This is a genomic window from Haliscomenobacter sp., from assembly GCF_965225875.1.
Classification (GTDB): domain Bacteria; phylum Bacteroidota; class Bacteroidia; order Chitinophagales; family Saprospiraceae; genus Haliscomenobacter.
Map to the genome: position 1 here is coordinate 650,120 of NZ_CBDDBS010000003.1, position 26,310 is coordinate 676,429.

At 46.8% G+C, this 26,310-nt stretch carries 17 protein-coding genes; 10 read left to right on the top strand and 7 right to left on the bottom strand.

Going from position 1 to position 26,310, the window contains the following annotated elements; translation table 11 throughout:
• The first annotated feature begins 28 nt into the window (after positions 1–28).
• The 3 genes from ACO08K_RS23085 (at position 29) to ACO08K_RS23095 (ending at position 4,640) form a co-directional block, all read left to right on the top strand.
• Positions 29–2,593 (top strand): DUF7133 domain-containing protein, encoded by a 2,565-nt coding sequence (locus ACO08K_RS23085; RefSeq protein ID WP_421798842.1) that lies wholly within the window; start codon positions 29–31, stop codon positions 2,591–2,593.
• A 5-nt stretch (positions 2,594–2,598) separates the two neighbouring features.
• Positions 2,599–3,714, top strand: coding sequence for a sugar phosphate isomerase/epimerase family protein (locus ACO08K_RS23090; protein WP_421798843.1), 1,116 nt, complete (start codon positions 2,599–2,601; stop codon positions 3,712–3,714).
• 134 nt (positions 3,715–3,848) lie between these two features.
• Positions 3,849–4,640, top strand: a complete 792-nt coding sequence (locus ACO08K_RS23095) for an SDR family NAD(P)-dependent oxidoreductase (protein WP_421798844.1) — start codon at positions 3,849–3,851, stop codon at positions 4,638–4,640.
• Positions 4,641–4,789: 149 nt separating this feature from the next.
• Here ACO08K_RS23095 and ACO08K_RS23100 read toward each other — a convergent pair whose 3' ends face one another.
• The gene (locus ACO08K_RS23100) at positions 4,790–5,662 is read right to left on the bottom strand and encodes an endonuclease/exonuclease/phosphatase family protein (protein WP_421798845.1); all 873 of its coding nucleotides are present in this window, start codon (positions 5,660–5,662) and stop codon (positions 4,790–4,792) included.
• 47 nt (positions 5,663–5,709) lie between these two features.
• On the opposite strand from ACO08K_RS23100, the gene ACO08K_RS23105 reads away from it, so the two are divergent.
• Positions 5,710–7,929, top strand: coding sequence for a DUF6851 domain-containing protein (locus tag ACO08K_RS23105; protein ID WP_421798846.1), 2,220 nt, complete (start codon positions 5,710–5,712; stop codon positions 7,927–7,929).
• A 1-nt stretch (position 7,930) separates the two neighbouring features.
• Here ACO08K_RS23105 and ACO08K_RS23110 read toward each other — a convergent pair whose 3' ends face one another.
• The 4 genes from ACO08K_RS23110 to ACO08K_RS23125 are packed head-to-tail and all read right to left on the bottom strand — an operon-like array spanning position 7,931 to position 11,534.
• Positions 7,931–9,088, bottom strand: a complete 1,158-nt coding sequence (locus ACO08K_RS23110; RefSeq protein ID WP_421798847.1) for a serine hydrolase domain-containing protein — start codon at positions 9,086–9,088, stop codon at positions 7,931–7,933.
• A gap of 53 nt (positions 9,089–9,141) precedes the next feature.
• Positions 9,142–10,017 carry a DUF3667 domain-containing protein gene (locus ACO08K_RS23115; protein ID WP_421798848.1) on the bottom strand — a complete coding sequence of 292 codons (876 nt, stop codon included), beginning with the start codon at positions 10,015–10,017 and terminating at the stop codon, positions 9,142–9,144.
• Positions 10,018–10,058: 41 nt separating this feature from the next.
• A complete protein-coding gene (locus ACO08K_RS23120; protein ID WP_421798849.1) occupies positions 10,059–10,883 on the bottom strand; it encodes an alpha/beta hydrolase in 825 nt (274 codons plus the stop codon).
• A 6-nt stretch (positions 10,884–10,889) separates the two neighbouring features.
• Positions 10,890–11,534: a deoxynucleoside kinase gene (locus tag ACO08K_RS23125; RefSeq protein WP_320029515.1), complete on the bottom strand. Its 645-nt coding sequence runs from the start codon at positions 11,532–11,534 to the stop codon at positions 10,890–10,892.
• A 282-nt stretch (positions 11,535–11,816) separates the two neighbouring features.
• Here ACO08K_RS23125 and gatC point away from each other — a divergent pair, with 282 nt between their 5' ends.
• The 3 genes from gatC (at position 11,817) to ACO08K_RS23140 (ending at position 18,961) form a co-directional block, all read left to right on the top strand.
• Positions 11,817–12,107 (top strand): Asp-tRNA(Asn)/Glu-tRNA(Gln) amidotransferase subunit GatC, encoded by a 291-nt coding sequence (gatC, locus tag ACO08K_RS23130; RefSeq protein WP_421798850.1) that lies wholly within the window; start codon positions 11,817–11,819, stop codon positions 12,105–12,107.
• Between the two features lie 35 nt (positions 12,108–12,142).
• Positions 12,143–12,868: an ABC transporter ATP-binding protein gene (locus ACO08K_RS23135; RefSeq protein WP_421798851.1), complete on the top strand. Its 726-nt coding sequence runs from the start codon at positions 12,143–12,145 to the stop codon at positions 12,866–12,868.
• 459 nt (positions 12,869–13,327) lie between these two features.
• Positions 13,328–18,961: a gliding motility-associated C-terminal domain-containing protein gene (locus tag ACO08K_RS23140; RefSeq protein ID WP_421798852.1), complete on the top strand. Its 5,634-nt coding sequence runs from the start codon at positions 13,328–13,330 to the stop codon at positions 18,959–18,961.
• 76 nt (positions 18,962–19,037) lie between these two features.
• Here the strand turns inward: ACO08K_RS23140 and ACO08K_RS23145 are convergent, their stop codons facing one another.
• Complete coding sequence (locus ACO08K_RS23145; protein ID WP_421798853.1) at positions 19,038–19,229, bottom strand: cold-shock protein; 192 nt, start codon at positions 19,227–19,229, stop codon at positions 19,038–19,040.
• A 92-nt stretch (positions 19,230–19,321) separates the two neighbouring features.
• Complete coding sequence (locus tag ACO08K_RS23150) at positions 19,322–20,566, bottom strand: serine hydrolase domain-containing protein (protein ID WP_421798854.1); 1,245 nt, start codon at positions 20,564–20,566, stop codon at positions 19,322–19,324.
• 307 nt (positions 20,567–20,873) lie between these two features.
• Between ACO08K_RS23150 and ACO08K_RS23155 the strand changes: the two genes are divergently transcribed.
• The 3 genes from ACO08K_RS23155 (at position 20,874) to ACO08K_RS23165 (ending at position 26,186) form a co-directional block, all read left to right on the top strand.
• Positions 20,874–22,655, top strand: a complete 1,782-nt coding sequence (locus ACO08K_RS23155; RefSeq protein ID WP_421798855.1) for a histidine kinase — start codon at positions 20,874–20,876, stop codon at positions 22,653–22,655.
• Complete coding sequence (locus ACO08K_RS23160) at positions 22,652–23,401, top strand: LytR/AlgR family response regulator transcription factor (RefSeq protein WP_421798856.1); 750 nt, start codon at positions 22,652–22,654, stop codon at positions 23,399–23,401. Before ACO08K_RS23155 ends, ACO08K_RS23160 begins: the two co-directional genes overlap by 4 nt.
• A gap of 121 nt (positions 23,402–23,522) precedes the next feature.
• Positions 23,523–26,186 (top strand): T9SS type A sorting domain-containing protein, encoded by a 2,664-nt coding sequence (locus ACO08K_RS23165; RefSeq protein ID WP_421798857.1) that lies wholly within the window; start codon positions 23,523–23,525, stop codon positions 26,184–26,186.
• Positions 26,187–26,310: the final 124 nt, after the last annotated feature.

Here is a 26,310-nt window from a genome sequence, read left to right on the forward strand (position 1 = left end):
TCACTAAGTTCAGCACAGGCGCAAGTTTATGTTTCGTCTTCGTTTTTCACTCTGCTCAATCATTTTGCTGTTTTTCATTACTGGAAAAGAGCTTAGGTATGGATTGTACGCTGATCCATCCCCCGCCAAGTCTCCCTCCGAAGAACTTGCCACCTTCCAGGTAGAACCCGGATTCAAAGTACAACTGGTCGCCGCAGAACCCCTGGTGCAAGAACCTGTCGCCCTGAGTTTTGATGAAGATGGCCGATTGTGGGTAGTCGAAATGCGCGGCTTTATGCCCGATATTGACGGCAAGGGTGAAACCTTACCTTCCGGCCGCATTTCTATTTTGGAAGACACCAATGGTGATGGAACGATGGACAAAAGTACCCTCTATCTCGACAGTCTGGTAATGCCCCGGTCTTTGGGCTTGATCAAAGGAGGTGCTCTGGTTGCGCACAGTAAAGCCCTTTGGCTCACCCAGGATTTGGATGGGGATTTACGCGCCGATTCCCAAATTTTGCTGGATTCCACTTATGCCAAAAATGGCTTGCCCGAGCATTCGGATAATGGACTTCTGATCAATACGGATAATTGGTACTACAACGTCAAATCCCGCCTGCGCTATCGACTAATTAATGGCGCCTGGAAACGCGACAGCACCGAATTCAGAGGCCAATGGGGGCTGAGCCACGATGATCAGGGGCGTTTGTTTTACAATTACAACTGGTCACAATTGCATGCCGATCTGGTGCCTGCCAATAGTCTTACCCGCAATCCCCACCACCGTCATTCCTCGGGCATCGATCATGGTTTGACCATCGACCGCAAAGTGTTTCCCATTCGCTCAACTCCGGCCGTCAATCGTGGCTATATTCCGGGAACCTTGAGTAAAAAAGGGCGTTTGTTGGAGTTTACGGCTGCTTGTTCTCCCTTGGTACTGCGGTCTACAGTATTACCCGAGGAATATTACGGCAATGTGCTGGTTTGTGAGCCCGCCGGGAATTTGATCAAAAGAAATATAGTCCGGGAAAACGGAGCCTTGCTGAATGCCTATGACCCTAACCCTGGTAAAGAGTTTTTTGCCTCCAGCGATGAACGTTGCCGCCCGGTTAATTTGACCACTGGCCCCGATGGAGCGATTTATGTGGCGGACATGTACCGGGGACTGATCCAGCATGGAGCTTACGTCACGCCATATTTAAGGGAACAAACCCTCAAACGAAATTTGGTTTTGCCCATTCATATGGGGCGTATTTGGCGGATTGTTCCGAACAACTGGACCCCCAAAAAGGCCGAAAAAATGAGCGCTTTGAGCACTTCCGCTTTAGTAGCTCAATTGTCACACCCTAATGGCTGGCAGCGTGATATGGCTCAACGTTTGTTGGTGGAAAAAGCGGATCTGGCCGCATTGCCTTTGCTGGAGACGCTGATCCAACAATCTAGCTTCAACCTGGCTCGCTTCCACGCCTTGTGGACTCTGGAAGGACTAGGACAACTTAAGCCTACTCAACTTCTGGCCTTACTCGATGATCCTCAATATTTTATAAAAACTACGGCCTTGCAATTGTTGGAAAAATCTATCCACCAGGCTCCACAGTTGCAGGAAAAACTGGATCAAAAGGTCCTTGAATTGGCCAAAGGGGCGAAGGTAAAGGTGGCTTTACAATGCGCTTTGAGTGCCCATATGCTGAGCTCCGCAGACAATCTAAAGGTAAACGAAATCATCATTGATCAATTTGTAGACCTGCCCTTGCTGCGCGATGCTGTAATGAGTAGTCTGCGGGATTTAGAGTTGATTTTTTTGCAAAAACTTTGGCAAAACCCCGCTTGGCAAAATCCGGAACAAAACCGGGAAATATTTTTGGAAATGTTGACTGCGGCCATTGCGGCAAAAAAAGACCCCACTGAACTCATGCAATTGCTGAATTTGTTGCACAATCAAGGGAAGCCTATTGCAAAAAAAGAACAAGTCGTACTGAATGCTTTGGCTATTGCTGCACTCAATTTTAAAGGGGCAAAACCCATTGCATTGCCCGCTCAGGCCGATTTGTTGAAAAGAACCGACCTACCCCTGGAGCCAAACGCTGCGGCAAATCTCAAAAACATGTTCAGTTGGCCTGGCTTTAAGCCTGAATTAACCCTTAATGTGCAAAACGCCTTGGACGAAAAAGCCAGCAAACAATTTGCCCTTGGCAGACAAAAATACCTGGCCACCTGCGCAGGCTGCCATGGAACCAATGGCCAGGGATTGGATCGTTTTGGGCCACCCATGGCGGGGTCTGAATGGGTGTTGGGGGATGAAAAGAGATTGTCCCTGATCATCTTGCACGGCCTGGAAGGCCCCATTGTGGTGCAAGGCAAAAAATACGGAGCCCCCGAAATTTTGCCGGTCATGCCAGCCCATTCGGTAATGGACGATGCGGATATCGCGGCAATATTGACTTACATCCGCAATGAATGGGGCAACGAGGCCAAACCCGTTACCCCAGGTACCGTAGGCAGTACCCGGCACACTTCCCAAGGGCGGGTGATGCCCTGGACTGTAAATGACCTGGACAAATACGTCAAAGCCAAATGGCCAATTGTAAAAACACCTAAGGGTCAAAAATAAGTGCCATGAAAAAACACCTTCAATCCATTCATAATCAGACTGCCCAGCGCAGTGGCCTTCAACGTCGAGAGTTTTTACACACTTCCGCTTTGGGCTTGCTGGCCTTTGCACAACCCTTATCCTATTTATCTGCCATGACCAAGGAATCAGCCATGGGCGTCATCGTCCATTCATATTCCATTCGCTGGAATGCCAAAACCGAAAGTAAAAACTATCCGGCTTTTACCGATGCCATTCAACTTTTGGAACATTGCTACGAACTGGGTGCTGGTGGAATCCAGGTTACCTTGAACAATTGGACCAGCGATTTTGCCAGAAAAGTCCGGGATCGGCGTGAGAAATTGGGGCTTTACCTTGAGGGTAGCATTGGACTCCCCAAAACGGCAGAGGATGTGGCAACTTTTGAAAAAGAAGTACTGGCCGCCAAAGAAGCAGGTGCACAGGTGTTGCGTACGGTTTGCCTGAATGGCCGCAGGTATGAAACCTTCAACAGTCCGGAAGCATTTGCGGCTTTCAAAAAACAATCCATCCAGTCGCTGCAATGGGCTGAACCTATTGTCAAAAAACACCGAATCAAACTAGCGGTGGAAAACCACAAGGACTGGAAAGCTGCTGAATTGCTGGAAATCCTCAAAGACCTTGCTAGCCCCTGGGTCGGGATAACCCTCGATTTTGGCAACAACATTTCCTTGTTGGAAGACCCCATGGAAGTGATAAAAGCGCTGGCACCTTATGCTTTTTCGACCCACGTCAAGGATGTTGGCTTGGCGGAATATGAGCAGGGTTTTTTGATGTCAGAGGTGCCTTTGGGCACTGGGATCATCGATTTGCGCGCAGCGTTAGACTTGTGCAAAAAAATGAATCCAGCCATCAATTTTAACCTGGAGATGATCACGCGCGATCCGCTGCAAATTCCCTGTTTCAGTGATGCTTACTGGGCTACTTTTGCTCAAACTCCAGCTACTGATTTAGCCAAAACCATTCAACTGGTGCGGGCGAAAAAATACCCGGGGACTTTGCCGGGGGTGAAAAACCTGGATTTTGAACAAAAGCTGGCTTTTGAGGAAAAAAACGTGCTGGATTGTTTGAGCTACAGCAAGAATAAATTAGGTTTAGGCTAACTCTTAGGTGATTCCTCAGGTTCCTTCGGTTTCTTAGGTGGTAAAAAAATAATCTTAACCACCTAAGAAACCGAAGGAACCTGAGGAATCACCTAAGTTAGTTGGATAATATGTTCAATTTCGCAGCAAAAGACATGGATCAAGGACTACAATCATTACCTGGTATCAAGTTATTTGACCTGAGTGGTAAAACCGCCATCGTTACCGGAGGTTCCAAAGGGCTAGGGCTGGCTATGGCCGCGGCACTGGCTTCGGCGGGGGCCAATATCATGCTCGTCAATCGCAAGGAAGATGAAGGCTTGCAAGCTGTTGCCGAACTCGCCCAAGCTTTTCCGGTTCAAGTCATTGCTTTCGCTGCTGATGTAAGCAACCAGGCCCACACCGAAGCCATGGCCCAAAAAGCCATTGATACATTTGGCCGCATCGATATTCTGATCAACAGTGCGGGCATCAACATCCGGGGCGCCATCGATGAACTGAGCTTGGAAGACTTCAATCAGGTGATGAATGTGAATGTCACAGGTACCTGGTTGTGCTCTAAGGCTGTGATCCCGCACATGAAAAAAGCGGGCAAGGGCAGCATCATCAATCTGGCCAGCACCCTTGGCCTGGTTGGTTTAGCCAATCGTACACCCTACACCTCAAGTAAGGGGGCAGTAGTACAAATGACGCGTGCACTGGGCCTGGAAATGGCGCCCTACAACATCAATGTCAACGCCATTTGCCCCGGGCCATTTTTAACTGAAATGAACTTGCCAATTGCGGATACTGAGGAGGGTAAAAAGTTTGTGGTAGGGGCTACAGCACTGGGCCGTTGGGCCGAGTTGAAAGAAATCCAGGGTGCAGCGATTTTTTTGGCCAGCGATGCTGCCAGTTATATGGTCGGGAGTATGGTGACGGTGGATGGGGGCTGGACCGCACGATAGGAATTTTGAGCTTTTAATCGATACGCAAGATGAGGCGCAATATTCCTTAGGTGTTTCTTTAGTGCCTTGGGATTCTTAGGTGGTGAAAAGAAAAAACTATTTTACCACCTAAGAATCCCAAGGCACTAAAGAAACACCTAAGTTTATAACTACCACCCCAACACCACCATTACCGCATGGTGATCTGAAGCAAACCTTCCACCCCAGGTGTTGCTCAAGGTAGCATGTTTGAGTACTTTGAACTTGCCAGGGTTTTTGGTGAAAATGTAATCAATCTGCCGACCCTCTTGCTCTTTGGCTTCAAACCCATTGAAAGTACTGTACGGGCCAAAATGAGGGCTCAGTGATATTTTTTCGGTATCGGTTAGCCTATCTGGATTGCTTGAGTCTACCAACACCTTGATTGGCTCATCATCAGGTGTGGCGTTGAAATCGCCAGTGATGATAGCTGGCGTATTTCCGGCAATTTCTTTTACTTTTTGCAGCAGCAATTTGGAGCTTTCCCGCCGGGCAATTTTACCAATATGATCATAATGGGTATTGAAGACGAAAAACACTTTTTTGCTCTTTTTGTCTTTGAATTTTGCCCAGGTGACAATCCGATTCAGGTTGGCATCCCATCCCTTGCTGGGTAAGTCGGGAGATTCGCTCAGCCAAAATGTAGCACTACTGAGCACTTCAAATTTATCTTTGCGGTACAAGATTGGGGAGAATTCCCCGCCCTCTTTGCCATCATCACGACCTACTCCGAGGTAGGTATATTGTGGTTGAGCGTTGACTACATCCCTGATTTGACCAACTAAGGCTTCCTGCATGCCACAAATATCCACCTCGTAAAAAGGCAACATGCTGGCCAAATTTTCTTTGCGCTTTGACCACTGGTTTTCTCCATCCTGAGTGGTGTTGTAACGAATATTAAAGGTCATGACCTGCAAAGTTTGAGCAGGCAAAAGGCCACTGAGGCATAAACAAAATACCAAAACAAACTGGCATTTGTATTTATGCGTAATTTCTTGGATCATGTCGGTTTTTTTAAGTTAATTCGCCTGCAAGATAAAATACGATTCCCATGAGACAAGGTACTCTACACTTTTTCATTTTCTTTGGCCTAATACTATGCATCGCCAGTCATTCCCAGGCACAACATTCTGTAGCCAGAAAATGGAATGAAGCAACCTTGCTAGCCATTCGAAACGACTTTGCCCGACCTACGGTTCACGCCCGCAATCTTTTCCACACTTCAGTGGCGATGTACGATGCCTGGGCCGCCTACGATCCTTCGGTTCAAACCTTCTTTTTGGGTAAAAAACTGGGCACGTATACTTGCCCTTTTAATGGAGTTCCAACTCCCTTGAACATCCAGACTGCAAGAGAAGAAGCCATCAGTTATGCCATGTATCGCCTGCTGAATCACCGCTTTAAAACTTCACCTGGGGCAGCCAAAAGTTTGCCTTACATCGATAGTTTGTTTGTTGCCTTAGGCTATGATGGCAGCTTCACCTCCACCAATTACAGCACGGGTACTGCCGCCGCACTGGGTAATTACATTGCAGAGCAACTCATTGCTTTTGGCCTGCAGGATGGCTCCAATGAGCGCAATAGTTACGGCAATACTTTTTATAAACCGGTAAATTCACCTTTGGTAACCAAGCTATTGGGTAACAACATGGAAAACCCCAACCGCTGGCAACCCCTTTCCCTGGATGTATTTATCGATCAGTCGGGGAATGTTATCCCCATCAATACACCCCTGTTTTTGTCTCCGGAATGGGGGCGAGTCGTACCTTTTTCCTTAAAGAGTCAGGATTTAAAAATTTTCACCCGAGACAACAACCAATATTGGGTGTACCACGATCCTGGAACTCCACCCCAATTGAGTCCGGACGGAACAGGTACCAGTGATGCCTTTAAATGGAACTTTGATTTGGTTTCTTGTTGGTCAGCCCATCTAGACCCCACCGATGGGGTGCTTTGGGACGTTTCGCCAGCAGGGATTGGCAATACAGGCACATTGCCCAAAACTTTTGAAGAGTACAAGGCTTTTTACAATGTCGTTCAAGGGGGGGTGACCCAAACTGGTCATAAGTTGAACCCTGCTACTGGAAAGCCTTATGCGCAACAGATCGTACCCCGTGGGGATTATACCCGGGTACTGGCCGAGTTTTGGGCCGATGGACCAAATTCGGAAACCCCACCCGGGCACTGGTTTTCTATTGCGAACTATGTAGCCGATCACCCGGCGCATAAACGCAAGTTTAAAGGGCAAGGTGAAGAGCTTAGCCCTCTGGAATGGGATGTCAAGACTTATTTTATCCTGGGTGGTGCTTTACACGATGCCGCGGTCACTGCCTGGGGTATTAAGGGTTGGTACGACTATGTACGTCCGGTCAGTGCCATCAGGTATATGGCTACCAAAGGACAATCCAGCGACAACAAGCTCGGCCATTTTTCAGCACAAGGGATGCAGCTGGTCCCAGGTTTGATCGAAACCGTTCAGCCAGCCGATACCCTGACCTGGGCAAAAGGAAGTGACCTTGGCAAAGTCAAAGTGCGTGCCTGGCGCGGTCCCAATTTTATCCCAAACCCTGAAACGACTTATGCCGGAGTTAGCTGGATTTTGGCAGAAGGTTGGTGGCCTTACCAACGGCCTACTTTTGTATCTCCACCCTTCGCTGGGCTGGTTTCCGGGCATTCCACTTTTTCCCGCACGGGAGCAGAAGTGTTGACGATGTTGACTGGCGATGCTTATTTTCCGGGAGGTATGGGCGAGTTCGTGGCCAAAAAGAACGAATACCTAAAGTTTGAAGAAGGCCCTAGCGTTGACGTGATTTTGCAATGGGCCACTTACCGGGATGCTTCCGATCAGTCGAGTTTGTCGCGTATTTGGGGTGGCATTCACCCACCTGCTGATGACATTCCCGGGCGCTTGATTGGCGAAAAAATTGGCAAAGCGGCTTTTGCTTTTGGGGAGCAATATTTCAGCAAAACCAGCACTCCGACCCAGGATGGCCTTTCAGCTTTTCAAAATATGGCAGTCAGGGTATATCCCAACCCGATTTCCAGCAGCGCGAATGAAATCAAACTCGAACTACCCGCTACGCACCCTGCCCTGCAACTTGAGCTGATCAACCAGCAGGGGGCAAAACTCAAATCCTGGAAAATGGAAATGGATCAGTTTCAAGCCGGTTTTTCCCTGCATGAGGGCGGCCGCTTGGCTCCTGGGGTGTATTACTTGCGCATTACGGGTGAAGGCGAGCAATTGACGAAGAAGGTGGTGATTGTGGAATAAATTATTGTTTTTGCAAAACAGCCAATGCTTTAGCCAAAACCGGTGCATTGCCACGTACTGTCCAAGCCTGACTGTAATTGGCCGCGATGGTAGCGTTCATGCTGGGCACAAAAGCCACCTGAGTTCCCCAAAAGCCCGAATGGGTGTAGGCATCTACACCATTTAGCTGTATGAAATACATGCCCATGCGGTAATCCATGCGGGGTTTGACGGCATAGTTGCGTTTGGCCAGCATAGTGTCCAGGGTAGCTGGTTTGTCGAAGACTTTGTGGTTGAATAAATTTTGAAAATAAATGGCCAAATCCTTGCTCGTTGACAAGAGTCCACCGCCTCCGTACAAATCCAGGGAAGCATGGTAGTGGTAAGTGTCCACACCGTCGAGGTATTGATGGATGCGTTTGAGGTCATTGCGGTGGAGGTTGGCCTCGTTTTCAACCCAGGTGTTTTTCAAGCCAAGGGCTTTGAGTTTAAGCAAATTCTCAATTGCATCACCCATAGTTTTACCCGTAATTTTTTCAAGGGTTTCGCCAAGAAGGGTGTATCCCGTATCAGAATAGCTGAATTTTTCTCCCGGCTTGCCCAGGAGTTTTCCCCAGGTGATGCAGCCTCGTAGCTGTTCAGTGCGGGTCCAGTGATGGGTAGGATCGTTTTGGATTTTTTCAAGATAAATCTGAGCCGCTGCGTGGTCAAACATTCCGCTGGAATGGGTGAGCAGGTGCCGAATGGTGATTTGATCGGGTTGATAACCACCTTCAATCAAAATGGCGGTATGTTCTGGAGAAATGTATTTACTGATGGGGTCGGTCAGGGCCAGTTTTCCCTGTTCCCAAAGCCGAAGAATGGAACAAGCCACAAAGGTTTTGGTGACACTGGCAATTCGAAAGGTTTGATCTGGCTGAAGCTTGTTTTGGGTTTTGGTGTCGGACACCCCAGCAGCACCACTCCAGGAGATTTTATGTTTGGGGCTTTCCACATGCACCAGAATGCCGGGCATTTTGTCGTTGATCGCACTATCAAGTAAGGCCTGAAAGGCGGCTCCGCTGGAATTGGAAGAACTATTTTTTAAGGTCGCAGTTGTCTGGCAAGCAGGCAATAGCATTGCGCAGCACAGGAGTACCAAGCTAAGGCCGGGTAGAATTGCACAAATCGGACTTTTCATTGTTTTGTTTTTTTGGTTAACGTTTGACCAAAGTTAAAAAATCAAAGAAGTTCCTACATCCCCACAACCGTCAAAACAGTTATGATTTGGCGGTAGAAAATGATGCTGAAAATTAAAGAAATCAGTGCGCCCAGGAATTTCAAAGTTTGCCAGGTCCAGGAAATTTTACCGTAGACTTTTTGTAAAGACCTCCACAAATAAACCCCGTATCCTATAAACAAGGGCAAAAACCATAAATCATCAATAGAGTTGAACTTTAGCAAATCAGACATAATGAGGAGGAAGAGCAAATCAATAGCCATAAAAAAAGCAAAACCATGCAGGGCGAAAACCAAGTGGGGGAGGTAAAAGCGGTGTTGAACGTAATAAAGTCCCCAGATAAACAAAGCCCAGAATGGGGGAATTGCGATTAGATACAACTTTGAACTTTCCCAACATTTTTTGAAAGCCAGGGTGTAAAATTCGCTAGGAGTGATGTTCAATGCCTGGCTTTTAAGTTGTATGGCCTGAGCCATGTTGTATCCAAGAACATTTTGAAGCCGGTTGCCATTATTGTAACCACTGATCAATTCATCCAGTAATTCAAAGTAGACATTGGTTGTTGGTAGGAAAAAATGAACGGCTACAGCCACCGTCAAAAAAAGGGTTAAGGGTTTCATGTATGCTTTACGCTGGCCCTGAATCCAAGCTAGGGTAAGGCTTCCTGGCTGAATAAAGAACAGGTTAAAACTCCGCAAAACTTTTGCATCAAAGTTCAGGTACTGCTCAAGTGTTTCCCGTAGGAAATAGAACAAGTTGAAGTCATGCTCTGGCTCAAGCTGTTTTTCTCCACAGTGATGACAGTAATCTCCCTTGAGTTGAGTTTGGCAAGATACGCAGAAAACATCTTTGGATGGAGTAGGATTATTTCCCATTTCACCTGTATTCATTGGATGAAATTAAGAATATTTACCTCATTCTACCATTATATTTACTTCTTTTGATTAAAAAACTTAAACGCCCTGGCCACAGCAGGATGCAAAATCGTTCCATGATTCTCCTCGGGCAAAAACTCAAAAAGCAAGTTGGGGAATTTTTGGCTTTTTTGGAGCAGTTTGGCTAAATTTCGGGCATCGTTTTCCATCATTTTACCTTCCTTACCCACTGCTATGTATACTTTGGTTCCAGGCTTGGGTTGAGCTGGTTGTATCTGTAACAAAGACTCATTGTCCCACCACAAACTTGGACTCATGATGATGTACTTATTGAACAGTTGTGGCTTTTTTAGCAAAAATTCTGTGGCCATGAGCCCAGCCAGAGACTGACCGATCAAGGTTCTTTCCGCATTGGTCTTGTAGGTTTGATCGATGTAGGGCTGCAATTCTTTTTCAACAAAATCCATAAAACGGGCTGATCCGCCAGCATTTTTGTAGGCACTTTGAAAGGCTGCCAATTCCGGAGGGAACTTGAACCCGGTGGCCGAGGTGTAGGTGAAATCTCGCTTGCGATCGGTATTGGCAATGCCGACTAAAATGGAAGGTGGCAAATGTTCAACCCAGGAGAAACTGGCAAATTGTACCAGGCCCGCGATGTGGATAAAATCTTCATCAGCAGCACCATCGAGCAGGTAGATCACTGGATAAGTATGCGCAGAATCCGGTGAATAGCCACTGGGCAAAAAGATGTTCAATACTCTTTTTTCTGCTAAAGTATTGGAATAAAGGGTATCTACATGCCCCAGCACAAATGCTGCTTTTTGAGCGATGACATTACCCAAAATAAAGACTGAAAACAGGATGGGCAGTGAATATTTCATTAGATGTTAAAATAACCCGTGCAACTCACCTTGTACCATATTTACTACCTTGGACAAGTCATCCTGGCTACGAGCAAAGTCAATGTCATCGGCATTGATGATGAGCAGTCGGCCGTGGTTATAGGTTTCAATCCAGGCTTCGTACTTTTCGTTGAGGCGGCGTAGGTAGTCCAAACTAATGCTGCCTTCGTAATCCCGTCCCCGCATTTGGATGTGGTCCACGAGCGTGGGAATGCTGGCGCGCAGGTAAATGAGGAGATCTGGTGGCTGGATTTGTGAAGACATGGTTTCGAACAAGTCCAGGTAATTGTGGTAGTCCCGCCCGGTCATCAAACCCATGTCGTATAGGTTGCGGGCAAAAATGTAAGCATCTTCGTAGATGGTACGATCCTGGATTACGGTTTTTTCTCCGCTGAGAATGGACAAAATCTGCTGGTACCTGCTGTTTAAAAAGTAAATTTGCAGGTTGAATGACCAACGGTTCATGTCGTTGTAAAAATCAACGAGGTAAGGATTATCGTCGGCGGATTCGTAGTGAATGTCCCAGTTGAAACTTTTGCCCAATTGGGTACAAAGGGTCGTTTTTCCGGCGCCAATATTTCCGGCAATGGCCACGTGCTTGATTTTGGAGACTTGGTCTTGCTGATTCATATTTTGATCTAAACTAACTATGTAGTGGGGCAAAATAAATGTTCATTTTTTTTTAGGCCAAAGGATTAGCTAAGACACTTTAAATGGAGCGTTTACTTAGCTACTCCTTTGGCAAAATGAACATTTATTTTTTTATCGCCCCTATGCTTTGTGACGCGGCTAAAATACGTTTTTTGTTGAGCAGGACGAATTATCCTTTAAGAAGTTTAGAAAATTAATGCAAGGATTAAGTGTATTTTTGCCGCTGTCGAACAAAATCGCCTACTTATCTAAGAATTTATCATGACGATCACTGGAACTTTAATTTCGAGACTGGAACATTTGGCCCGTTTAGAACTTTCTGATGCCGAACGCCAATCCTTGCAAAAGGACCTTAGTAATATTTTGACTATGGTGGAGAAGCTTCAGGAATTAGATACCAATGATGTAGAGCCTTTGGTATACCTAAACGAAGATGTCAACGTCTGGCGCGAAGATCAGGTACAAAACCAGGTAGACCGGGAAAAAGCCTTATCCAATGCGCCCCAACAAGACGGGACTTTCTTTATGGTACCAAAGGTGATTGATCTTTAAAGTGCAATTTGCACAGACAACACAAATCTTTGTACATGGAACCGATCATTTCTTTTCGTGAGCTCAAGAAGACCTACATCATGGGTGAAACCCAGGTGAATGCTCTTCAGTCGGTGAGTCTGAATATTTTTAAAAATGAATATGTCGCACTGATGGGACCTTCTGGTTCAGGAAAGTCAACCTTGATGAACGTATTGGGCTGTTTGGATACCCCCTCCGGTGGAGACTACTTCTTAAACAGCGTCAATGTGAGTTCTATGACCGATGCTGAATTGGCCGAGGTGCGCAACAAGGAAATCGGCTTCGTTTTTCAAACGTTCAACTTGTTACCCCGGCTTTCAGCACTAGAAAATGTTGCACTACCTTTAGTCTATGCAGGCATCAGCAAAAATGCCCGTTTGGAAAAAGCTCGTGCCATGTTGGAGGCAGTTGGACTCGCTGATCGTATGGATCACAACCCCAATGAACTTTCGGGTGGACAAAGACAAAGGGTGGCCATCGCCCGGGCTCTGGTCAATGATCCTTCGATCATTCTGGCTGACGAACCTACAGGTAACCTCGACTCTGCGACTTCTTACGAAATCATGGTCTTGTTCGAACAAATCCACAAAGCAGGCAATACGATCATTTTGGTCACCCACGAACCTGATATTGCTGATCATGCCCACCGGATCGTGCGCATGCGGGACGGGCTGATTGAAAGAGACTATAAAAATGAAAACATTACAACGGCGGAAGCTCTGGGAACGGTTTCAAAATAAAGTAACAGTTTGACTGGACTCTTTTTTGATTTTGCTGCGTTGCTTCTCAGTTGCGTAGTGCACTATGCGCCTTCCTCGCGCCTAGCCAAATCAAAAAATAGTCGAATCAATTTTATTACTTTATTTCAAAACCGCTCCCCAGCAAAATAAGGGGGTTCGCAGATGCGAGCCCTTTTCTGTTGCTCCCTACACGACAAGTTTTTTAAAAATCCCTTCTCGTTTAAAAAATATACTTTATTTTTGTTTGCGTACGGTCCCCTCACGTACCTGTCTGGCCGTTTTTTGCGTTACTTTAAAAAAAATGACATCTATTCTATCCATTCAGGTCTGCATTCCAGCCTTAGCATTCCTGTGAACATATGATTGGTAAATTGCACCTATCCCGGGTGTCGTTTATTGGAACACTGGCACTTCATAGACCGTTGTCTTTGGAGTTGAGGGGCAACTAAAAAAACAATCATGGGAATTCGTTATCTCAAAAACTCGATTTGGGTCTTACCCATCTTATTTTCGTTTTATGTTCAGGCGCAAAAGCCCAATACCGATTGTCGAACCGCAAAAGTGATTTGTAGCGATAGCACCTTTTCATTTTTGCCATTGGGACGGGGTATTGATGATTTTGCCAACCTCAAAAACAGCCAAGGCTGTTTGCAAAGGGGCGAGAACATCAGTAGTTGGTTTTATTTTGAATTCCGAAAGGATATGCCTCCTAATAGCCTGGTTTGGTTCAAAATTGTTGATAAAATTGAAGCCAATTGTATCCAGGACTTTGACTTTGCCATTTATCCCGGACAATTGCATTGCGATAGTCTTGGAAAACCCATCCGCTGCTCATTTTTCCAACCGCCAACCAGTGCAATTGATTCCTTGGAAACTGGTATGCGCCCTTCTGCCCAGGACACGACAGAAGGTTTGGTTGGCGATGGCTTTTTAAAACCGATGATCGTACAGCCAGGACAGGGCTATTTTTTATTGGTCGATTTTTTTGTGGGGGTTTGCCTACCTGTTTTTGATTCCACCAAAGTCCAGGATTTTGTCTTTGACTGGGATGGCCCTGCTGCACCCTTCCTAAACTGTATCGCCAACCCAAATTGCGATTTGGTTGAACTCACCACAAGTAGTGATACTACCGTTTGTGCAGGAACTAGCCTCAATTTGACAGGTTCTGCGTCATTTACAAATAACGGAGAAACCTATATTTGGCGAGCTAAAGGAGCTGGAGCTGCCTTTATCAAGCCAAACGGTCGTACCAATGCCACAGTTGACATTCCTCTCAATTTTTCAGGGCGATTGGTCTACGAATTTACCGTTGAGGAGGGGAACTGTGTCCATTCCGATTCGGTGGTTATTATTGTTACCCCAGCGCCACAAGTCAAATTAACGGCAGATACAGTTTTGTGCCCTGGCTCATTTACCACGGTTCAAGCTCCCACCGGATTTGCTGCTTATCTATGGCAAGATGATAGCCGTGGTGCTTCATTGCCATCGGTAGGTGCAGGAACCTATAGCGTAACAGTAACCTCCAGTGATGGCTGTAAAGGCACAGATGACATTCGGATTTTGGAAAAAAAGGCACCGAGCCCATTGATTACGGGTGATTCAATCCTATGTGTTGGTGAGAGTACACGAATTATGGTAGTAGATACTTTTGCTACCTATCGCTGGTCAACTAGTGCAACAGGAAACTCTATTTTGGTCAATGCCGCAGGAACCTATTCGGTTACAGTGACGGATGGGGAAGGATGTACCATTCAAGGCTCAAAATTGGTAGAAGTTAAAAACAACCCCCCAGCCAGCATCGGTGGCCCTGCGTTTTTCTGCCAAGGCAAGAATACCATTTTGGTAGCACCTAATGGCCAGTTTAGCTATCGTTGGTCGACTAATGAAACGACTCAGGATATCGTAATAAGCAACAGTGGAGTGGTTGGATTGACCGTAACCAATGAATTTGGATGTACTGCATCGAGTAGCCTGAGCGTAATTGAAAGGTCCAATCCGGCCATCCAGGTGGGTGGGGACAAGACTTTCTGTGGCAATGAAAGCGCAACCTTGATTGCTGATCCTGGCTTTCGGGCGTATTTGTGGTCAACTAGCGACACAAGTAGAACCATTACCATAAAAACGCCAGCTACTTACCGGGTGTCTGTTACCGACGCCTTTGGATGCGAGGGGGTTGCCGCTGCGACTATAGATACCATTCCATATCCACGTCCGGTTATTTCAGGCCCAACTACCATTTGTAGTGGGGATCGTGCTGTACTTACTCCCGGAAATTACCAAAATTATCTTTGGTCCACTGGTGCAACAACCCCAAGTATTTCGGTCAATACTCCATCTAATTATAGCGTGACTGTAACTGCTGCGAATGGATGTATGGGGATTGATTCTTTGCCTTTACAGGTCAATTCGAGCCCAACACCGGATATTGAAGGTGATCTGGTGCTTTGCCCTGGAGAAACCAGCACCGTCCGCCTTTCGGCCAATTATACCATTTATGCCTGGTCTATAGGCCGAAGCACTGCCAGCGTACAAATTAACCAACCTGGTCCACTTACGGTGCGGGTTACAGATCAGAATGGGTGCACAGGAAAAGATTCGGTCAATGTGTTGCTTGTTACGAACCCTATTCCCTCAATACAAGGTATCACCCAATTGTGTGAAGGTGATACTGCAGAATTGAGCACAGCTCGCGGATATCAAATTTATCGTTGGTCCACCGGAGATACCCTTAGCGATATCAACATCACCAGAGGGGGACTTTACACCTTAACCGTGACAGACTTTAATAATTGTGTTGGAGATACCTCTTTTACTGTTCAATCTTTAAGCAATCCCAAGCCGCAAATTACTGGGGACAAGGTCATTTGCGACGGTACCCGGGCTAACCTTGATGCAACTCCGGGCTATAGCCTATACAATTGGTCCAACGGGCGCAATACTTCCAGCATCTCAGTGGGCAATCCAGACTTGTACATCCTGACAGTTACCTCAGCCAATGGCTGTATCAACCGGGATTCCATCGATTTGCCCTTAGTCAAACCCAAACTGCCCAGGGGCATGGGCATGGAGAAAGTCCTTTGTCAAGGCTCTACTGTGGTGTTAGACCCCGGACCTGGCTTTAACCGCTACGTTTGGTCAACCGGAGCAACTTCACAAGCAATAAGTGTAGGTGTAGGCGGCACTTATGACATAATGGTGGTTGACAGCAATGGCTGTTCTACTTCCACTTTTTATCCGGTAAAAGCAGTTAGTGTCGATACGCCAGATATTTCAGGTCCCAGAGAAATTTGTGAAGGGCAATCGACTTTGCTTTTCGCGCTCAATGGCAGCTTTAGAACCTATCTTTGGTCAACTGGTGAAACAACTGGTGCCATCCAAATCCGGGCAGGTGGTAACTTCAATTTGATCACCACCGATTTAAATGGCTGCCGGGCCTCGGCGCAAAAAAGCATCGTAGGCAAACCTTCACCGCCCATCAGTATCACTGGAGATTTGATCATTTGCCGAAACGAAACTACTATTCTTACGGCAAGCCCAGGCTATCCAGATTATTTATGGACCAACTCCAACAACGATACGTCGCGTTCCATTTTGGTGGGAGCACCAGGCCCTTATTCTGTGCAGGTAATGGGTGCAAACGGATGCCCAGGTAGCGCTACAGTGCAGGTGGTACAAAGTAGACTGCCATTTCCCATTATTGAAGGAGACCGCTTTTTGTGTGAAAAAGACACTTTGATTTTGGAGGTAGAGACCGGTTTTACAACTTACTCCTGGACTAACGGAGAAACCGACAATAGCATTATCATCAGAGAACCAGGTCTGTATGGAGTTACTGTAGTGGATCACCTAAATTGTGTGGGGAATGCTTTGATATCGGTATTTCCCAAGTTGGCGCCACCTGTTGAAATAGTTGGCCCTCGCACCATTTGCCCTGGCGATACGGTGAGTTTGCGCACTACCACTACCTTTAAAGCCTACCAATGGAACAAATCCGATACAACTTCAGCGTTTAGTGTTCGCGCCCCAGGAACCATTCAGGTGAGGGTGCAGGGAGATAATGGCTGTTTTAATCAGGATACCTTCCTGTTGGCTCAAGCACCAGTACCTCAATTTAGTTTCTCTGGAAAACCCTTTTTTTGTGCAGGTACTGAAACGACTATTTCCGTAACCCCAGGTTTTGAGCAATATCGTTGGCGTGACGGTTTTCAGGGCACTACCCGGATTATCGACACCGCAGGAACCTATTACCTTGAAGTAGGGAACATCAATGGCTGCCGAAAATCAGATTCCATTTCGATCCAAAGAATCGCTTTACCCATTGCCAATGCCGGACCTGATACGGTGCTCAATTGCATTTGGCGGGATATCTATCTGGGGGGTATGAATACCAGCGAGGGTCGATACAGTTGGACTGGGCCTGGCATTTCCCTTACCAGCCGCAACCAACGCAACCCCAAAGTAGCCCAGGCAGGCTGGTACACATTGGTGGTAACTGACCCAAAATATGGTTGTGTTAGTAAGCTGGATTCCATGCAGTTACAAGATTTGGCGTATCGGCCTGCACTTAGTATTACTCCTGTTGGGGGTTTATCCTGTCGCCAGGATACCATGAGTTTAGTCGGGAATTCAAGCTTGGTGGGCAATCGTTATCAATACCAATGGCAGGACGCCTTTGGTCAGGATATCCTGGATGCCCAGGACAATCGATTGGTGATCAATCGAGGTGGAAAATATTTACTTCAACTGATCGATACCCGCACGGGGTGCATCGGTGATGCCAGTTATACGGCCATTCCGGATACCCTGGCCCCGGTAGCGGATATTTACGGAGCGGAACCTTTGACTTGTATTCGCGATTCGGTTACCTTGAGCATAACCCAGGCTCGACCAGGGGAAACCTGGACTTATGCATGGCAACGCTCAAATGCGGGTCAAAGTGTCAATCTGACCACTAACCCTAAATTGACTTTGGGGCAAATTGGCATTTACCGCTTGCGGGTGCAAAATGAAGGGAATGGTTGCTCCGCATTGGACTCCGTACAAATCGTCAAAGATACCTTGGCACCACTTGCTGATGCTGGCCCTGACCAGGAACTGGATTGTAACAACCAAAGCGTTGAGATTGGAAAAAGCAATCAAAACAACGCCAGTTTCCGCTGGTACCAGATCGAAAATGCCTTTTTTAACCGCAAAGAAGCCCAGCCAACAGTAGACGAAAAAGGCACCTACATCCTGGAAGTCGAAAATTTATTGAATGGATGCCGCAGCACGGATACCGTAGTTGTAAGGGTTTTTGGCAATTCACCCGATAGTTTGAGCTTAAATGTCAAACACGTTACCTGTGCCGGCTTGAACAATGGCGCACTGGAAATTGTGGCTGTTCGGGGTGGTGAAGGACCGTTCCTTTACCGCTTGGGCAAACAAGGAATTTTTGGCACCAATTCCTCTTTCAATAACCTGAAAGATGGTTTGTATACCTTGGCGGTGCAAGACATCCGTGGTTGTACCTGGAACCAATCGGTGATCATCAACCCGGGGGTAGCTGCCGATTTACAGGTGACTCCAGAACAATCCATCAAGAGAGGGCAAACCGTACAATTGCAATCGGTGACCAATTTGAGCCTCAATACAGTACAGAATTTCCGCTGGAGTACAAATTCCACCACCACCACGCTGCCTTGTGACACCTGCCGGAATTTTTCCATTCAACTTTTTAGTACAACCGAGTTTATGGCCAATATTGTAGACACCAATGGTTGCGCAGCAGTGGCTAAAACCATTGTGACGGTTGATCCTAAAGCAGGTTTTTTTGTACCGAATGCATTTTCACCCAATGGAGACGGACTCAATGATACCTTTGATGTGGAAGTGGGGCCGGACATTGACAATGTGCTGATTTTCCAGGTTTATGATCGTTGGGGAGAATTGATGTACAGCCTCGAAAATTTTGACCCACGGAGAGAAGGCCACGGCTGGAACGGAATGCACAAAGGTAGATTGATGAATACAGGAGTTTTTGTGTGGCGTATTGAAATCTTGGGATTGGACGGCCAGAAATTTTCAGGTAAAGGAGACGTATTGCTAGTCCATTAAAAATAAAAACCCCCGGCAAAAATTGGAGGATTGCCGGGGGTAAGGATTCTTATCAATCAAAGATCGAAACTTGCGATTAGGCAAGTTTAACCTCTACTGCATTCATTCCTTTTCTGCCATTTTCGACTTTGAAAGTGACATTGTCACCTTCACGGACTTTGTCAACCAAACCCGTAACGTGTACGAAAAATTCCTCCTTTGAGGCATCATCAACGATGAATCCAAAACCTTTAGATTCATTGAAAAACTTTACTGTTCCAGTATGCATTGGAAAAAACTAAAATGGTGATATGGCAATTTGCCGAAACAAAGATACACCTTTTTTGCTAAGAAATTGATTTTCATTAAAAAAAAACGGAATTACTGCTTCGCCTCAAGTATTCTCTTCACCAAACCATCCATTCCATCGCCCTTTAACCACCTGGCAACCACCACAAAATCCTGATCAGGTAGCACAAAAATTACGTTGTTTCCATTCCCCAAATGCCAAAAAATATTGGCTGGTGCACTAGGCAAAGCCTTTTGATCGGTATTTAAAAAGTAGTTCATGAAGCCATAATCGGTTTTAACCGGGGTTGGAGTGGTCGCCATTTTGAACCATTCCTCTGAAAGCAATTGTTGGCCTTTCCACTTGCCTTTGTGCAAACTCAGGTAGCCAAAACGCGCCATATCATACGCATTAATGAACATACCGCCGCCCCAATGACCGCCACCACTGACTGATTGTACCATTTGGCCGTCCATCAGCACCCAGGAGTTGTCGTAACCGTACCATCGCCAGGTATTGGATGCGCCGATGGGATCCATGATGTATTCTTTGAGCACTTGGGGCAAAGGGCGTCGCCAGATATTGAGAGTAGCCAGGGCCAAAACGTTGACGCGGGAATCGTTGTATTCATATGCGGTGCCAGGTGCAGCTCTTTCCGGATTAAGCCAGGTTTTGGAATCCGGCGCAGGGCGGTCGGCCCAATCCGGCTTGCCCCAGAGGGTGCCTTGCCAGGAGCTGGTTTGCCGCAAAAGCTGATCCCAGGTAATTTTGCGATTGTGCGGGGTGCTGAACAAATCCAGGAGTTGGGGTTGACCAAAAGCTTCGGCGCGGTCAAAACGTTTGCCGGGTTCCATCACCCAAATGGGAGCCATATAGGGATAAACGGTGTCGTGTACACTTTTGATCATACCCCGGTCTACGGCGAGGCCTACGGTGCTGGATACCATACTTTTGGTGACGCTGAAGGTCATGTCTACCCGATTGGGGTCTCCCCATTCAGCTACGATGTAACCTTTGTAAATGATTAAACCCGTAGCAGGTCCTCTTTCTTTAAGTGGTCCGGCTGCTTCCCCAAAAGGTTCGCGGCCAAAACTTTGGTAATGCGCCAGTTCCAAATCGCGGGGCGCAGTGGATTCTTGTTCCTGGGCGAATTGAATGGCTGCTTTGATTTTTGCGGGGTTTAAGCCCAGGGCTTCCGGGTTCCGTTTTTCCCAGTTTTGGGCACTTGGGAAGTAGATTTCGGGAGCAGGGGGCGGCGGATTAGTGGGGGGAGTTTTTTTCTTTTGGGCAAAAAGAACTAGTGGCAAAAACCACAGCAAGAAAAGCCATTTTTTCATGTTGGAAATTTTTAGGATAAACAGAATCAGTTGACAGCACAGGGTAGGTTGCAGTTCACCTACACCGCAACATTGAGCAGGCCTTAAAGTTAATGGAATCCAGCGATAACTAAACGAGGATCATCGAACACTCAACCGAAGCCTGCGTGAGTGCTCAAACTCAATACACTCGGGTATCTTTGCTCATCAATCTACCGAGAAACCGATTCCCATGAACTTCCCATCTTTTTTGTGTTTTTTATTATGCATTTTTTTATCGTTGCTTGTGCAGGCGCAAGATCAGTGCGAGTGTGCTGAAGAAGTTCGATTGCGACCCAGGATCATCCAGCTTTTCAATGCCGGGAAAGTGGATTCTGCGGTATTGGAATTTGAAAAAATTCGCCGCGTGGGTACTGCAGCCTGTCGCATTTCTTATTGCAACTCTATGGCCCAGTATTATTTCAACAAAAATGAAACGCAGCGGGTACCAAGCCTGAAGCGGGAGGAGAAACGGCTTCTAGACTCCGTGCAATGCTCACATAAGGCTTACGCCAGGTACTACAACACTTATGGCAATTACTTCCTTACCCAAAACCAGTACCAAAAATCTGCTGACTATTTCCTGCAAGCGCTTCGCCATGGAGAATCTGCCAAATTTGTTTTTGCCCAACAACGAGCGCTGACCAGCCTTTCAGTCGTTTTTTCCCAAACCGAGCAGTATGAAAAGAGCCTGATTTACCAAAAGCAGGCAGAAACTTTGGCCAGAAAGATCAACAATCAGGATGAACTGGGCATAGTGTTGTCTCGCCAGGGAGCTACTTATAACAGCCTTTTTGAACAAAAGCACAACAAAAAGTACCTTGATTCTGCTTATTTGACGGCTAAAGCAGGTCTGAGATTGGGGCAAAAACTGGGTAACGTCCACACTCAAATCGATGCCTACCTCGCATTGGCAACCCAGGCCTTGTACAACCAGCATTTTCACTCATCCTTGCGATTGGCAGATAGCGCACTACAACTGTTGCCAAAGGATTTGCACCATTTGTACCGTTACCAGGCATTGCGACTAAAAAGTCAGGCCTTGCAGCAACTGCGCCAAACGCAGCATGCCGCATTGTATGCCGATTCTGCTCAGATGGAAGCCCTATTGTTCAATCCCCAAATGCAAATCAATGCTTTGAAACAGGTTTATGAAATCCAAAGGACCCTGGGGCACCACAAACAGGCTTTATTGGCTTACGAAAAGATGAGTGCCCTCAAAGATAGCCTATCCAAACTCGCACAATTCAATACCATTAATGAACTGGAGCAACGGTACCAAGGCATAAAAAAAGAAAAGAGCATTCAGGAATTAACTCAGTCCAGAAAAATCGCCCTCTTGCACAACCAACTGCTTTTATTGGCCATTGCAGCAGCTTTGTTGGTGATTTTGTCTCTGGCGTTTTTACTCCGCCAACGCACCATGCAGGCCAAACAGGTGACGCTGGAAAAAGAGCAAAGGCTCAATCGGGCCAGGATGAATCCTCACTTTTTCTTCAATGCGCTAGTAGCCTTACAGGTCTTGGCCATGCGCACCAACGACGGGAGGAGTATTGCTCTTTACCTTTCCAAATTTGCCTCAATCATGCGCCAAATTCTGGAGAGCACCTACATGGAATATGTAAGCCTGGCCCAGGAAAAAGCTTTTTTGGAAAAATACCTGGAATTGCAACGTTTACGTTTTCCTGCCACTTTTGAGTACTCCATTTCAGTCGCGGAAGGACTGGATTCCGAACACATGATGTTGCCGCCAATGCTGATCCAGCCTATTGCTGAAAATGCCATTGAACATGGATTTCGGCAAAAAGATCGGCAGAATGTACTACAAATCCGGTTTATCGCTACCCCTGATCAGCAGTTGATTCTAGAGGTAGAGGACAATGGGCAAGGCTTGGATCAACAATTGGAGCAGAAAAAAAATCACCTATCCCGCGCCAGTCAAATCATCCAGGATACCCTCTCTATTCTCCGCCAAAGACACCGCTGTAATGCCCATTTTACCCTTGCAAACAAACCAGAAGGGGGAGTCATTGCCCAGATTTTTTTACCCTTGATTCTCAAAGCCGGATGAAAGTACTAATCGTTGACAATGAACCCGCACTCCGGGAAATGTTGCACCTGATGTTGGAGGCGTTTTGCCCAGAAGTCAAAACCATCTTTTCGGCAAGTTCAATTGAAGAGGCCAAAGGGATGATTAAGCAATACCCAATTGATTTATTGTTTCTGGATGTGGAACTCAATGAAGGAACTGGTTTTGACTTGTTGCGTCAAATCGAGGTGCGCAATTTTCAGGTCATTTTTATCACGGCCCACAATCAGTACGCGATTGATGCCTTCCGCTACAGTGCCATCGATTATTTGCTCAAACCGATAGAACCTGAACTGTTGGTGCAAAGTGTTCAAAAAGCAGTACAAAACCTGAAGAACCAACAACTCAGCTCCCAGATTGATTTTCTCTTGTCTAGGATTGGACAGCAAAACCAAGACCAATCCCGGCGTATCGCACTAAAAGACGCTGAACGTATTTATTACCTGCGCTCTGGCGAGATCAATTTCTGCGAAGCTGCAGGCACTTACACCCGTTTTTTTTTGGAGGACGGTCGCTGCATTACCGTATCCAAAAACCTCAAAGAGTTTGCCCAAATCCTGGAGCCATTGGGTTTTATCCGCACCCATAACTCCTACTTGGTCAATCAGGAAAAAGTGCTGCGTTTTGAACGGAATACCGAAAGTTTGATTCTGGAAAACAACCAATCTGTACCCTTATCCCATCGCAAAAGGGAAGCAGTACTCCGGCAGTTGGAGCAGTTGCGTTAACGGCTATTTCCTTTCCTATTACACTTATTCATCCAAGGCCACCACTTATCTATACGCAGCAGAAGGTTTGTCAAAGCAGCCCAATTTTACAGCACAAAACTGCTAACAAACCTTTTATCATATGTCCCATTACTGGAAAACCCTGCTCTGTTGTTTCCTTACAACAGCAGCATATCTCAATCTTTTTGCGCAAGAGTCCTGTGGATTCAACCCAACCGCAGAACAAATTGCCCATTTTGACCGCACTCGCCTACAACGGCAACAATTCAACCCATTGCGTTCGACTTCTTCGATTCACTGGATTCCCATTCAGTTTCAGGAATGTATCGCCACCAGTGGAACCAATGCGAGCCCAAGAATCACCTATGACTACATTACCCCCTGCCTGACCGACCTCAATGCCTTGTTTGGCCCATATGGCATTCAGTTTTATGAATGTGGGGCAAAAACCAATTTCGCCAACAACACACTATTTGGCTTTGATTCAAGTGAGGAACCACAGCTCAGCGCTCAGGACGTACCCAATGTCATCAATGTGTATTTGTTTCAAGCCGTAACGATTAATGGCAATCCAGTTTGTGGGTACAGCAGTTTGCCACCCAGCGCCGACCGCATCATCCTGGCAAAAGGCTGTACTGACGGCCCGGTGGTTTTTCTCCACGAAATGGGCCATTACCTCGGCTTGTACCACACTCATGGCAAAACCAGTGTGAGTGATGAACTGGTCAATGGAAGCAACTGTAGCACTGCCGGGGATGAAATTTGTGATACCCCCGCCGACCCCAACCTGGCCAGTGGAGGAATGATGTATGGTTGTAGTTACGTCGGTAATTTTCGGGATGCCAATGGGGATCTTTACCAGCCCGACCCCACCAACATCATGTCTTATGCCCATGTGCAGTGTAAAGACCGCTTTACACCCCAACAGCTAAGCCGCATGGCTTACACTGCGCTCAATGATCGGGCTTACCTCAGCAACGGCTGCCCTCATCCCAACGATTGTACCAATCAAATTACGACCTTACCCCAACACTTTGATTTTGAAACAGGCCTGGAAAATTGGTCGAATACGTGGATCTATCCAGATATACAGGCAAATTTCATTCGCGGGACTGGTTCTACACCTACGCCAAATACTGGCCCGGATGCGGCCTATTCGGGCAATTATTACCTATACGTGGAATCCTCTGTCGACAGCAATTTGTGGGAGCGCTACGGCTTGTTGCGCAGCCCTTGTTTTGACCTGCGAGGCTATACGGCCCCCAAGATGTCGATACGCTATCATGCCTTTGGCAACAACATCCTGGAGTACGCGGTGCAGGCCAGCACCGATGGAGGGATTACTTGGAGTTTTTTACCACAAGATCTCTTGTTTTACTCCAATCAGGGGACAGGCAATGCCTGGCAGCAGGCCATCTGTGATTTGAGTCCTTATACCAATGTGCCAAATGTGCAATTCCGCATCGGCTGTTTTTTGGCTAGTGGGAATGAGGGGGATTTTGCAGTTGATGACATTCATTTTTACAATGATGGACAAAATTGCAGTCTCAGCCTTACAAACACTGTGTTGTCTCCGGCTTGCAATGGAGGTAGCAATGGCCAAATCACGGCTCTGGTTACTGGGGCAAATGGGGCGCTGGATTACCTCTGGTCTACTGGAGATACTAGTGCCATTCTGACGGGCTTGAGTGCAGGTACCTACGCACTAACCGTAACTGACCTCTCGGGTTGTGTGGCAAGTGCTGTTGTTGCCGTACAAGATCCACCCACACTACAACTCAATCTTACGCCTACAAATATTGCCATACCTGGGCAATCTACCGGATCCATCTCCACGAGTGTGAGCGGAGGGGTGGCCCCATATTATTACGTGTGGTCCACCAATGCAACAACGGCAAATGTCAATGGCCTCGCAGCAGGCACCTACACAGTTACGGTCATCGATTCCAAGGATTGCCAGGTCGTTCGTTCGGTCACGATTACGGAACCAGCTAGCGGATGTGGAACCTTGTACAGCAGTTTTCCCTGGAGTGGCAGTTTTGAATCCAATTTTATCATCTTTGAACGAGTCCTGGGTTATCAAACCAACTGGGTGCGCCGCAGTGGTGCAACCCCTAATGCGAATACCGGACCCGATGTAGCGCAGCATAGCTCTTTTTATGCCTACATCAACTCATCCAGCCCAAATCGAACTGCGGTTTTACAAACCCAAAAGTGTTTGAATTTGAGTGGAGTGAACAACCCGATATTGGAGTTTTATTACCACATGTACGGAGCACAAATGGGGGAATTGAACGTGGAAATCAGTACAAACAACGGCGTATCCTGGACTACAGTTTGGACTCTTTCGGGTAATCAGGGCAATCAATGGCACAAAGCCACCATTGACCTTCAACCCTACAACAACGGTACTACTCGCATCCGTTTCCGGGGGGTAACGGCTTCAAACACCAGCGATATGGCCTTGGATGCCCTGTACATCGGGCCTGCCTCTGGTAGCCAAAATTTACAAGGTGTTTCTCTGCAAGCCAGCCCTGTATCCCAAGCAGCTTTGAAAGTTTACCCCAATCCAAGTACAGGGATGATCTACTTTGACGCCGCAGAAGCACAAGAATGCAGCAAAGTGGAAGTATTCAATTACGCGGGTCAAAAAGTATGGACCTCACCGAACAAAGAGCCACTTCAACAAATTGACTTGTCAAACCAGGCGGACGGCATTTACTTGCTCCGGGCTATCATTGATGGAGCGGCAGTTGTGAAGAAGATTATGATCAAACGGAACTAAACAGGATGGAACGAGCCTCAGCTTAATGGATGAGTTTAGCCTGATTACCGAAATTGAAGGAGTACATCGTAAGGTGTGCTCCTTTTTTAGTTGTTACAATGCAGCGAATTAAGGTTGTTTAGCA